Source organism: Frigoriflavimonas asaccharolytica, from assembly GCF_013294015.1.
GTDB classification, from domain to species: Bacteria; Bacteroidota; Bacteroidia; order Flavobacteriales; family Weeksellaceae; genus Frigoriflavimonas; species Frigoriflavimonas asaccharolytica.
In genome coordinates this window covers 87,597-100,315 of the sequence record NZ_JABSNO010000005.1, presented here as the reverse complement: position 1 = coordinate 100,315, position 12,719 = coordinate 87,597, and the positions used below count along the sequence as shown (strand labels likewise).

Genomic DNA, 12,719 nt, shown 5'->3' with positions numbered 1-12,719 from the left:
TATAAAAGTTTGAATGCCACCACCAAGTATTGTTTGTTAATAAATTCATGAGTATAAAATATTGTAAAAAAAAAGAAATGGGAATTTTAAATTATCTGATTCTTTTTTTCTAGCGACAAATATATAAATGTTTTTGAATTATTCTAATACATATTTGAATTAATTTTAAAAAAATGATTTACGTTGTAAAATTTTAAAATTTTTCTTGTTATAATTTGATTTTATAAAATAAAAGCGGCATTTTTGTTGTAAAATAAATTAAAAATGAAAAAAATGTTGGCAATTGCCTTTGTAGCAAGTTTAGCAGTAGTTAGTTGTGGTAATAAAACGGATGATGGTGTAGAATCTAATGTGATGCTACCAGAACCAAAAGTAGAAACAATGGATTCTACAGCGACTGCAAAACCTTCTGATGGAGTAGTAGTAGCGCAAGATTCTACTGCAGTGAAAGTAGATTCTGCAAAATAAAAACTAATATTAATAATCATGACGTATAAAATTTTAAAATGTATCTGTATTTTACCTTTGATTATGGCATGTTCTGAAAAAGAAAATGTTAGTATTCAAGGAGCACCAACTTTTGATACTTATACGGAAGCTCCTAAAATTCAAGAAGTAGCAAAACCGATTGATACGCTAAAATTAGCAGCCGAAGGTAAAGTTTTAATAGAAAAGGCAGATTGTTTGGGTTGTCATAAATTAAATGAAACAATGATTGGCCCGTCTTATGTAGATGTTGCTAAGAAATACGACTACAAAGATTTAAATTATCTTGCTAAAAAAATTGTAGATGGTGGAAGTGGAGTTTGGGGAGCTGTTCCAATGGCAGCACATAATGGATTGTCTCAAGAAAATTCACAGAAAATGGTTTACTATATTTTGAGTACTAAGAAATAGTTTTTATCTAAATTGATTTATAAAAACCCTTTTAGTTTATGCTAAAAGGGTTTTTTAATTTTTTATTCTTCTACATTTTTTAGTGCCATCAGCAATTGATAAGCACCTTTTGTCACAAATTTTTTGCTTTTGAATTCTGGTTTGAAATTCAAAATTTCTACATTACCATTTTCAGAATTTCCTATCTGAACGGGAAACATTTTGTAGGTTTTTGGCTTCACTTCTTCAAAAATATATTGTTTTTCTTCCCAAGTTACGATAGCATCTTCTGGAATCACGATGCCATTTTCTGAATCTGATTCTATTTCTGCATTCATAAAAGTACCTGGCAACAAACCTAAATTTTCATCTACAAAATGGCAATGAACCAAAACACTTCTATCTGCAGAAAAATCTTTCCCGATAATGAATACACGACCCTCATACTTTTTGGAAGGATCTTGGTTGGTGAAACCAAATACTTTCTGACCTGGCTTTATCTTTGCCAAATCTTTCTCGAAAACCTTTAATGCTAGGTGAATATCTCCCGTATTTACAACGTCAAACATTTTATCCATCGGCGAAACGTATTGTCCGATATTTACGTTTACAGTAGAAATATAACCAGATATTGGTGATACTACTGCGAACGTTCGGCGAATATTATTTGGCGTTATAGAACTTGGGTTAATGCCCATTGCTGATAAATTTTGAGCTGTACTTTTCATGATGATGTTCTGATTTTTATTTTCATTAAAAGCTTTTTGGGTTACTTTATCAGAGCTCGCTTTGTTTGCATTCAAATCTTTTTGGCGAGAAAAATCTTGTTGAGCATATTGTAGATTAGATTTTGCCAGCATATAATCTTGTTGCAGTTGCACCAATTCTGGATTTTCTAGAATTGCAAGAGTTTGCCCTTTTTGCACAAAATTTCCGGGCATAAATTTAGAAACCTTCACGTATCCGCCACTTGGCGCCGAAACGCTTGCCATTCCTTGTGGTGGAACGTCTATTTGGCCGTTCACCAAAATTTTATTGGCAATATCTAGCTTATTTAAAAAATTGGTTTCTATTGCGGCATTTTTTATTTGTAAATCTGTAAGACTTACCTGATTTTCAACTACAGCAAACACCTCCTTTTCAGTGGTTTTTTCTTCGGAACAAGAATTAAGAATCAAAAGTGCGACTAGAATTTTTATATATTTTGTTTTCATTTTTTTATAATTGAGTTAAATTATTGAGTTGAATTGTTTTTTCATTCAGCAATTTTTGAGAATCGATGAATTTATTTTCAATTTCTAAACTTTGGTTGATTAAAATAGACCATTCTAAATAGTTGATTTCGCCTTCGTAATACAAACGGTTCGCTGTTTTCATAATGGTTTCGGCGTTTTTCAGACCATTAGTTTTATAATAATCGGTTTCGGTTTTTAATTTTTCATATTCTCCAAAAAGCATTACATATTGGTTTTTCAAATTTTTAGATCCGATTTCATAATTGTTTTCGGCGATGAGTTGATTAATTTTCTGACCTTCAATCATTGATTTTTGAGCGCCATTAAAAATTGGGATTCCAACGCCAAGGATTCCAGAATGAAAACGTGCGGATCTCTCGTAAAATTGATTGTCTGCACCAGTTCCGAACATGCTAGAATTGTTGTAACCAATATTGAAAGTCGGCAAAAGTTTAGATTTTTCAGCCTGCAATTTAGCGAGTTCTATTGCTTTTTGCTGCTCTAATTGTTTTAATATATTAGGATTTCCTGCATAATTCAAATCAAAATTTTCTATATTTAATAGATAGAAATTGGAATTTTGATTGGTGTAAATTGTTTCATCATTTATTAAATAATTAAATTGATAAAGAGCAATTTCTCTATCCTTTTTCAAATTTGATAATTGAATTTCTGCTTGACTTCTATAATTTTCTGCCGTGGTTTTTTCCAATATATTGCTTTCTCCTTTTTTCAAACGAAGTTCAGCACGTTTGTAATAATTGGTATAAATGGAATCGGCTTTTATAAGTAGTTTTTCTTTTTCATTGATATAGTTGAGTTCATTGCAAACCAAAGCGATTTCTCTTTTCAATTGCCATTTTTGAACATCTAAATTTAACATAGAATTTTTCCATTCTTCTATTAAAACTTGTTTTTGAGTTTTATAAAACCCGGGTAATTTTAAAGCTTGATTTACCGAAAATTTGGTATCTGTATAAGCAGAAACGAATTGCCCGATTTCGCCAGAAATATTTAGTGGTTCGATAACGGCGTGAGAATTTTTTATTTTGTCTTGATAATCTATTCGCAGTTGTCCGTTTTTTAGATTTAAATTATTTTTAAATGCTTTTCCGTAGGCATTTTCTAAGGAAATAGGCGTTTGCGATTTTGCATGGATTCCGATTAAAACGGAAAAGATTGCTATTATTTTTATATGTTGTTTCATTTTTATTTATTTAAATTTTTTTTAACCACAAAGTCACAAAGAAGTATTGTATTAAGCCAAAAATGAGAGTTCATAGAGTGAAAATCTACAGATTTTAAAAACTTTGTGTTATTTTTTGAATTTATTAATTACTCTTTTTTTTATTTAATTTGTGATTTCGTGGGTTTAAATAATGTTTCTATTTAGCGATACTTTGCAGCCCGACTTGAGTGAAGCTCTTTTTTATTGGTGGCTGAGCTTGTCGAAGCTACCAATAAAAAAAGCGGGAACGGAAGGCGGAAATTGCTGCCCAAAAACTACTCATCATACCCATCTTCTTCGTTCGTTACTGCTACAATTTTTTCACTTTTATTTGAGAAATGTTCTTCAAACCAGATGTACATGATTGGCAGTAAATAGAGCGTGAGGAAAGTTGCTAAAAGTAAACCACCTATAACTACAGTTGCTAAAGGTCTTTGAACTTCTGCGCCTTCTCCAGTGCTGATTGCCATTGGTAAAAAACCGAGTGAAGCAACTAGAGCAGTCATTAAAACTGGTCTTAATCTGGTTTTTCCACCAATTTTCACGACTTCTTTTAGGTCTGAATTTGTTTCTTTTTGACGGTTGAATTCTGCGATTAAAACGATTCCATTTAAAACAGCTACACCGAAAAGCGCAATAAAGCCAACTCCTGCAGAAATACTGAAATTCATATCTCGAATCCAAAGCGAGAGAATTCCGCCAATCATAGAAAGTGGAATTGCCGAGAAAATGAGCAAACCATATTTTACAGATTTGAAAGCGAAATACAACATCAATAAAATAAGCAATAAACTGATGGGAACTGCGATCATTAGTCTAGAATTGGCTTGTTGTAGATTTTCAAAAGTTCCTCCATATGTAATGGAATAGCCAGGTGGAAGTTTGAAATCTTTTTCTACCACTTTTTGCAAATCTTCTACAGTAGACTGTATATCGCGATTTCTCACATTAAAACCTACAATAATTCTGCGTTGCGCATTTTCTCGTTGAATTTGGTTGACGCTTTCTTTTAGTTCAACCGAAGCGACCGAACTTAAAGGAATTTCTATACCTGAAGGTGTGGAAATAAGTAAATTGTTCACATCTTCCACATTTTTTCTTTGTTCGCCATCTAAACGAACCACCAAATCGAATTTTTTCTCGCCTTCGAAAACTGAACCTGTAGATTGCCCTGCAAATGCTGTGTTTACAATGTTATTCACGTCTTCTACATTTAAACCAAATTGCGAAAGTGCATCTCTTTTGTAAGAAATTACGATTTGCGGCATTCCCGAAATGGGTTCTACATAAATGTTTTGTGCGCCCTCTATTTTTTTAGAAATCTCTCCTAATTTTTCGGAATATAGTTTTAATGTATCTAAATTTTCGCCATAAATTTTGCAAACCACATCTTGTCTTGCTCCGGTCATCAATTCGTTGAAGCGCATTGCAACGGGATATTGGAAGGAATACGTAACACCAACTAGATTTTTCTTTAGTTCTGCCGACATTTTTTCTGCGAGTTCGTCGTAGGTTTTTGCGGAAGTCCATTCTGCACGAGGTTTTAAGATAATCATCAAATCACTTGCATCAATTGGCATCGGATCGGTTGGGATTTCGCTGCTTCCTGTTTTTCCCACAATTTTTTCTATTTCTGGGAATTTTTTGAGTAAAATTCGCTGTGATTTTAGAACCGCTTCCGTAGAAGTTTTTAAATTACTGCCGGGCAAAACTCTCGTATCGACGGCAAAATCTCCTTCTTGAAGTGATGGAATAAATTCACCACCTAATCTGGACATCACGAAGAGAGAGACGAAAAATAAACCAACAACGCAAAAGAATATTATATTAGGAATTTTCAGAACTTTTTGTAGGGTTTTGTGGTAAAAAGATTCTACTTTTTCCATCATTTTATCTGAAAAGTTTTTCTTCAAATCTATTTTTTTAGACAAGAAGATAGAACTCATCATCGGAATATATGTAAGCGATAGAATAAATGCGCCCAACAAAGCGAAAATTACGGTTTGCGCCATTGGTTTAAACATTTTTCCTTCGATGCCTTGCAAAGTAAGAATCGGTAAGTAAACGATTAAAATAATTATTTGCCCAAAAACCGCAGAATTCATCATGGTACTAGAAGAAGTATAGACTTCATTATCCATCATTTCTTGAGAAATTTTTTGATCTTGAAATTTATTTAAATGTTTGAATCTGTGTAAAATGGCTTCGACAATAATGACGGCTCCATCTACAATTAGCCCGAAATCTAAAGCTCCTAAACTCATTAAATTACCAGAAACGCCGAAAATATTCATCATAATAATGGCAAAAAGCATTGCTAATGGAATTACGGAAGCCACCAACAAACCTGCTCGGAAATTCCCAAGAAACAAAACCAAGACGAAAACCACGATTAATGCGCCTTCTAATAAATTTTTACTCACGGTTCCGATGGCATTATTCACCATTTTTGTACGGTCTAGAAAAGGTTCTATTTTCACACCTTCTGGTAGGGTTTTTTGAATTTCTGCAATCCTTTCTTTTACGTCGGCAATAACTTCGTTAGAATTAGCACCTTTCATCATCATTACCACTGCACCTGCAACTTCGCCTTTTCCGTTGTAAGTCATTGCACCATAGCGAATTGCTTTTCCATATTGCACTTTTCCAATGTTTTTGATGAGAATTGGCGTTCCATCTGGAAGATTTTTAACAACCGTGTTTTCAATATCAGGAATTTTACTCATCATACCTTCCGTTCTAATAAATAAAACACTTGGTCCTTTTTCGATATAAGCGCCACCAGTATTTTGATTATTTTTTTGAAGAGCGGCGAAAACTTCCGTTATCGTAACACCCATTGATTTTAAAATGGCGGGATTTACGGCAACTTCATATTGTTTTAAATTTCCCCCAAAACTGGCAACATCTGCCACACCTGGTGTTCCGAGTAATTGTCTGCGAACAATCCAATCTTGAATGGTGCGTAATTCCATTGCATTGTAACGGTGTTCAAAACCGATTTTCGGCCGAACAACGTATTGATAAATTTCGCCTAAACCTGTGGAAATTGGCGCCATTTGTGGAACACCCAAATTGGTAGGAATATCTTTTGAAACTTGCTGAAGCCGTTCTGCAACTTGTTGACGAGCCAAATATAAATCTACGTCATCTTTGAAAACAATGGTAATTACCGAAAGACCAAAGCGCGAAAAACTTCGCATTTCTTTGATTCCTTGGATGTTATTGTTAATTTGTTCTAGTGGGAAAGTGATGAATCTTTCGATATCTGGAGCACCCAAACTTGGGGAAACCGTGATGATTTGAACTTGATTGTCCGTAATATCTGGAACCGCATCTATGGGTAATTTTTTGAGTTCGAAGAGTCCATAAATAATTAAACCAAGCGTCATTAATATGATAATCAGTTTATTTTTTATAGAAAATTCTATAATTTTATTGAGCATTTTGTAAAGTATTTGTGCGCAATTTTTGAGTTTAAAACCCGAAAATGCTTAAGTTAAAGATAACTTGCTTTGATCAAAATTTATTAAATTTTGACACAATGAAACACGATAAGTTGATCAATTAAATTTTAGGAGGTTCCCAAATTGTTTGGAAAATAGAAGGATAAAATTTCTCAGAATAAGGGAAGTTAGAAGAATCATCTACATAAATAGAATGCAGTTGTATTTGATAATATTGTTTTTCTGGGGGAATATTTAATGCGATGGAAATACTGGAAAAATCATGCTTTTTGAAGGGCAATTGCATATCTTGATTATAATCTTTATCTTTTTTCTGTTCATCAAGATAATGCATTTTAAAAAAATCGTAAGCAGATAAGTTTACGTTCGCATTTTTATGTTGAATGTAATGTTCGATAAGATTTGGCAATTTCACAAGCTGACGCAATTCACTAAAGGAAGTAAGATACGTGAACATCATAAAATAAATTAGCCATTTTTTCACAACACAAAATTATTAAAAATTTTAATTCAAAAATAGAAATCACTTAATTTGTAATCAATTTAAATAGAAAAATGGCTTTTGGTTTAAAATTTAGATGAAAGTCCCATTGAAAAAATTAAAACCCGTTTTTAATGGAAATTAAGCCTGCAGTTTTTTGCTAAAAAATCACTAAATTTGCAGTCTTAAAATTAGCAAGCAATATGCAGTTATCCGAACAAGAAATTATCCGTAGAGAAAAATTATCTAAACTAAATGAATTGGGCATCAACGCTTTTCCGGCGGAAGAATATACAATCACCGATTCTACAAAATCTATAAAAGAACAATTTTCCGAAGGGAAAAAGGTGAAGATTGCAGGTAGATTGATGAGCCGAAGAATACAAGGAAAAGCAAGTTTTGCAGAATTACAAGATTCAGACGGAAAAATTCAAGTATATTTCAATAGAGACGAAATTTGTACTGGCGAAGATAAATCGCTTTATAACGATGTCTACAAGCATCTTTTAGATATTGGTGACATTATCGGAATTGAAGGAGAATTGTTCAACACGCAAGTTGGAGAAATGACGGTAAAAGTGACGAATTTCACACTTCTAACCAAAACTTTACGTCCGCTTCCGCAAGCTAAAACCGATGAAAATGGAAAAGTTTACGATGCTTTTAATGATGCAGAATTACGCTACAGACAGCGTTATGTAGATTTAATTGTGAATCCGCAAGTGAAAGAAATTTTTGTAAAAAGAACAAAATTGTTCAATGCAATGCGAAATTTTTTCAATGAGGCTGGTTATTTTGAGGTTGAAACACCTATTCTACAATCCATTCCTGGTGGAGCTGCAGCAAGACCTTTCATGACGCATCACAACGCGTTAGATATTCCTTTGTATTTAAGAATTGCGAATGAATTATATCTAAAAAGATTGATTGTTGGAGGTTTTGATGGTGTTTACGAATTTTCCAAAAACTTTAGAAATGAAGGAATGGATAGAACCCACAATCCAGAATTTACGGCGATGGAAATTTACGTAGCCTACAAAGATTACAACTGGATGATGGATTTCACCGAGAAATTGTTAGAATTCTGCGCAAATGAAGTAAATGGACAATCCGAATCTACTTTCTGCGAACATACAATCAGTTGGAAAGCGCCGTATCCAAGAGTTTCTATGACGGATGCAATTATTAAATTTACAGGTTTTGATATTACCGGAAAATCTGAACAAGAACTTTTCGAATTTGCTAAATCTGCTGGAATTGAGGTAAATGAAACGATGGGTAAAGGAAAATTAATTGATGAAATTTTTGGTGAGAAATGCGAAGGTAACTTCATTCAACCAACTTTTATCACAGATTACCCGATAGAAATGTCGCCTTTAACCAAAAAACATAGAAGCAAAGAAGGATTGACAGAGCGTTTTGAACTCATGGTTTGTGGAAAAGAAATAGCCAATGCATATTCAGAATTAAATGATCCTATCGACCAAAGGGAGCGATTTGAAGAGCAATTAAAATTAGCCGAAAAAGGCGACGATGAAGCAACTGGCTTTATTGACGAAGATTTCCTTCGTGCTTTGGAATACGGAATGCCGCCAACTTCTGGTTTAGGAATTGGAATGGATAGATTAATCATGTTTTTGACAAACAATCCATCCATTCAAGAAGTGTTATTCTTCCCACAAATGCGTCCGGAAAAGGTGGTTCAAAGCATTGTTTTAGAAGAAGATGAAAAATTAATCCTCGAAATATTGAAATCTGGCGAAGCAATGATGCTTTCTGAAGTGAAAGAACAATCTAAACTTTCTGGTAAAAAATGGGATAAATCTTCTAAAATTTTAACAAAAGGAAATTTGGTGAAAGTGGAGAAGATTGATGATGTGGTTTGGATGAAGTTGGTGTAAGGAAAATAAATTTGAGGACAATTTTCACAAATGAAAAAAGTTTTTGTATTATCCATTTTTTGTATTTTAATTTCTTGTTCAAAAATAAGTCCTGCAAAGTTTTGGCAAGATTTTCATTCAGATTTAATTATAACTGAAAATTCTGATCAAGGACCTTTTGGTGGAACTGCGGAAATTATTTGGGATAATAATCTGCAGAATATTGATAAATCAGATTTTTTAAAATTTGCTTTTGAAAATGGTTGGAATTTAAAAGATAGTTTGAAAGTAAAAAATGGAATTTTAAATGAGAACAGTTCTGATTTTTCGTTCCAGTTAATAAATCAAAATAATTTGATTAATTCTGATTTCAAAGATGCCACGATTTATATTTTTCAGACCGATTTATTAAAATTAAAAGCCGACACCGAAATAAGTACCGAAAATAATGCTTTTCTATTCATCAATAAAGAAAATTCAAAATTGAAAATGTTCAATATTTGGGGTGAATAAATTTTATTTTAAAATTTAACTATTTTTAAATATGAAAAATATAATTCTGAAATTTTTATTTTTTTTAAGTAGTTTTGTTTCTGCCCAAACAATACAATCCCTCTATTTCCAAACCAACAAAGCAGATTTAAACCCAATTTCAAAATCAAAATTAGATAGTTTAGCCAATTTAAAAGCTTCCTTGACATTTAGAATTTTCGGAAACGCAGATTTTACAGGTTCTGCAGAAGCAAACAAAGTCTTGTCTGATAGAAGAGCGAAAGCAGTGCAAGATTATTTACAAGCCAGAATTGGCGAAAATTTAAGTATCGGAAATACAATTGGTTTAGGTGAAACCAAACAAATTAACGATAATTCTACAGAAGGTCTAAAACAGAAAAATAGAAGAGTAGATATTTTTATCGAAAGAAAATTTGAACCTGGCGAAAAAATATCGCGCAAAGATTTGCCCAATTTTTTGAATGTAAAAGTAGCATTGATGAAAGTGAAGGATACATTTTCGCTTCCAGATGTCAATTTTATTGGAGGTCGCCATGTTTGGTTGCCACAAAGTTATTATCAATTGGGAGAATTGTACAAAAAATTAAGAGACAATCCCAGTTTAATCGTAGAATTACAAGGTCATATCTGCTGTGAATATGATAATTTTGATGGTGAAGATTTGGATCTCGGCACATTCAACCTATCTTGGACTAGAGCAAAAGCCATCCAAGATTTTCTTTTAAAACAAGGTATTGCGGAAAATAGAATTCAAATTATTGGTCTCGGACATCTCAATCCGGTGGTTTATCCAGAAGTTACAGAAATGGATATGACCCGAAATAGGCGAGTAGAAATTATGCTGATTGATAAATGATTGGTGGAATTTCATTAACATTAAATTCTTCAAAATATCGTATAATATTTAAAGAATTTTCTGGCAATTCGCGGACAATTAGGGCTAGTATTCCTTTCACAATCCAATAAAAAAGACGATATTTGTAAGTCTGTGTTTTTAGCACATTCAAATATATATTAAAACGTTATAGAATTCAATTAGAAAAAATATTTATGAGTCAGAAAGATTATAATGCTGGTAGTATACAGGCTTTAGAAGGAATGGAACACGTTCGTCTTCGTCCATCCATGTATATTGGAGATGTTGGCTTACGCGGTCTTCATCATTTGGTGTACGAGGTTGTAGACAACTCGATTGATGAAGCTTTAGCAGGATATTGTGATACTATTTTAGTAACCATTCACGATGGTGAGAGTATTTCTGTAAAAGATAATGGCCGAGGTATACCAGTAGATTTGCACGAAAAAGAGCAAAAATCTGCACTAGAAGTGGTAATGACCAAGATTGGTGCGGGTGGAAAATTCGATAAAGATTCTTACAAAGTTTCTGGTGGTTTGCATGGAGTAGGTGTTTCTTGTGTGAATGCACTTTCTACGCTTCTTATTGCAACCGTTAGCCGCGATGGGAAATTATATCAGCAAAAATATTCCGAAGGAAAAGCTTTAGCAGATGTTGCAGAAATAGGAACTACAGATGAGCGTGGAACAGAGATTTTCTTCCAACCAGATGGCACTATTTTTCAAGAATTAATTTATAATTACGATACTTTAGCCAATAGATTGCGTGAGCTTTCTTTTTTAAATAAAGGAATAACGATTACTTTAGTGGATGAAAGAAAACCTGAAGAAGACGGAAGTTTTCCCTCAGAAGTTTTCCATTCCGAAGGAGGTTTGAAGGAGTTTGTAGAGTATATAGACGGTAATAGAGAATCCATCATGCAAAACGTCATCTTCATGGAAGGCGATAAAGATGATATTCCTGTAGAAGTTGCGATGAGATACAATACTTCCTACACAGAAAATCTGCATTCTTATGTAAATAATATCAATACGCACGAAGGTGGAACTCACCTTGCAGGTTTCCGTAGAGCTTTGACGAGAACACTGAAAAAGTTCGCAGATGAATTGGGAATTCCACAAAAAGAAAAAGTAGAAATAACCGGAGACGATTTCCGAGAAGGTTTGACCGCCGTAATTTCTGTGAAAGTTATGGAACCTCAATTTGAAGGACAAACCAAAACAAAATTAGGAAATTCAGAAGTTGCAGGAGCAGTTGATAGAATTGTGGGTGAGATGCTTTTTAATTTTTTAGAAGAAAATCCTACAGAAGCAAAAATTATCGTGCAGAAAGTTGTTTTGGCCGCAAAAGCAAGACAAGCAGCTAAGAAAGCAAGAGAAATGGTGCAAAGAAAATCTCCGATGGGAGGTGGAGGTTTGCCAGGTAAATTATCTGATTGCTCTTCCAAAGATCCTGCAATTTCAGAATTATTTCTAGTAGAGGGAGATTCTGCAGGTGGAACAGCAAAGCAAGGTAGAGATCGTCATTTTCAAGCAATTTTGCCTTTACGAGGTAAGATTTTAAATGTTGAGAAATCTATGGTTCATAAGGTGTATGAAAACGAAGAGATTAAAAACATATACACTGCGCTTGGAGTTTCCGTGGGAACAGAAGAAGATAGTAAAGCATTGAATTTAAGTAAATTAAGGTATCATAAAGTAGTCATTATGTGTGATGCTGATATTGATGGTGCGCATATTTCTACTTTGATTTTGACTTTCTTTTTCCGATATATGAAGGAATTGATAGAGCAAGGCTACATCTACATAGCGCAACCTCCTTTGTATTTAATAAAAAAAGGTAGTAAAAAAGTGTACGCTTATAATGAAAAAGAAAGAGAACGAATTACGTTTGAACTTTCACCAGATGGAAAGGTAGAATTACAGCGTTACAAAGGTTTGGGGGAAATGAATCCTGAGCAATTGTGGGATACAACATTAAATCCAGAGTTTAGAATGCTAAAACAAGTAAATATTGAAAGTCTTGCAGATGCAGACAAAGTATTTTCTATGTTGATGGGAGATGAAGTTCCACCAAGAAGAGAATTTATTGAAAAAAATGCAATCTATGCAAATATTGATGTGTAATTTTTTTTAAAATATATAGACCGTTCAATTTTTTGGGCGGTTTTTTTTTAAAATATT

At 33.2% G+C, this 12,719-nt stretch carries 10 protein-coding genes; 6 read left to right on the top strand and 4 right to left on the bottom strand.

Going from position 1 to position 12,719, the window contains the following annotated elements; all coding sequences use genetic code 11:
- The first annotated feature begins 264 nt into the window (after nt 1–264).
- A complete protein-coding gene (locus HNQ03_RS04720) occupies nt 265–468 on the top strand; it encodes a hypothetical protein (RefSeq protein ID WP_173778512.1) in 204 nt (67 codons plus the stop codon).
- An 18-nt stretch (nt 469–486) separates the two neighbouring features.
- Nucleotides 487–897: a c-type cytochrome gene (locus HNQ03_RS04715; protein ID WP_226927426.1), complete on the top strand. Its 411-nt coding sequence runs from the start codon at nt 487–489 to the stop codon at nt 895–897.
- A 62-nt stretch (nt 898–959) separates the two neighbouring features.
- On the opposite strand, the gene HNQ03_RS04710 is transcribed toward HNQ03_RS04715, so the two are convergent.
- From HNQ03_RS04710 to HNQ03_RS04695, 4 genes are all read right to left on the bottom strand, one after another.
- Nucleotides 960–2,090 (bottom strand): efflux RND transporter periplasmic adaptor subunit, encoded by a 1,131-nt coding sequence (locus tag HNQ03_RS04710; protein ID WP_173778511.1) that lies wholly within the window; start codon nt 2,088–2,090, stop codon nt 960–962.
- 4 nt (nt 2,091–2,094) lie between these two features.
- The gene (locus HNQ03_RS04705) at nt 2,095–3,318 is read right to left on the bottom strand and encodes a TolC family protein (protein WP_173778510.1); all 1,224 of its coding nucleotides are present in this window, start codon (nt 3,316–3,318) and stop codon (nt 2,095–2,097) included.
- A gap of 296 nt (nt 3,319–3,614) precedes the next feature.
- Nucleotides 3,615–6,785 carry an efflux RND transporter permease subunit gene (locus HNQ03_RS04700; RefSeq protein ID WP_173778509.1) on the bottom strand — a complete coding sequence of 1,057 codons (3,171 nt, stop codon included), beginning with the start codon at nt 6,783–6,785 and terminating at the stop codon, nt 3,615–3,617.
- 121 nt (nt 6,786–6,906) lie between these two features.
- The gene (locus HNQ03_RS04695; RefSeq protein ID WP_173778508.1) at nt 6,907–7,266 is read right to left on the bottom strand and encodes a hypothetical protein; all 360 of its coding nucleotides are present in this window, start codon (nt 7,264–7,266) and stop codon (nt 6,907–6,909) included.
- A 224-nt stretch (nt 7,267–7,490) separates the two neighbouring features.
- Here HNQ03_RS04695 and lysS point away from each other — a divergent pair, with 224 nt between their 5' ends.
- The 4 genes from lysS to gyrB all read left to right on the top strand — a co-directional run bounded on the left by lysS (nt 7,491) and on the right by gyrB (nt 12,662).
- Nucleotides 7,491–9,188: a lysine--tRNA ligase gene (lysS, locus tag HNQ03_RS04690; protein WP_173778507.1), complete on the top strand. Its 1,698-nt coding sequence runs from the start codon at nt 7,491–7,493 to the stop codon at nt 9,186–9,188.
- Nucleotides 9,189–9,218: 30 nt separating this feature from the next.
- Entirely contained in the window at nt 9,219–9,680 is a 462-nt protein-coding gene (locus HNQ03_RS04685) for a hypothetical protein (protein WP_173778506.1), read from the top strand.
- Between the two features lie 31 nt (nt 9,681–9,711).
- The gene (locus tag HNQ03_RS04680; protein WP_173778505.1) at nt 9,712–10,536 is read left to right on the top strand and encodes an OmpA family protein; all 825 of its coding nucleotides are present in this window, start codon (nt 9,712–9,714) and stop codon (nt 10,534–10,536) included.
- Nucleotides 10,537–10,730: 194 nt separating this feature from the next.
- Nucleotides 10,731–12,662, top strand: a complete 1,932-nt coding sequence (gyrB, locus tag HNQ03_RS04675; protein ID WP_173778504.1) for a DNA topoisomerase (ATP-hydrolyzing) subunit B — start codon at nt 10,731–10,733, stop codon at nt 12,660–12,662.
- Nucleotides 12,663–12,719 lie beyond the last annotated feature (57 nt).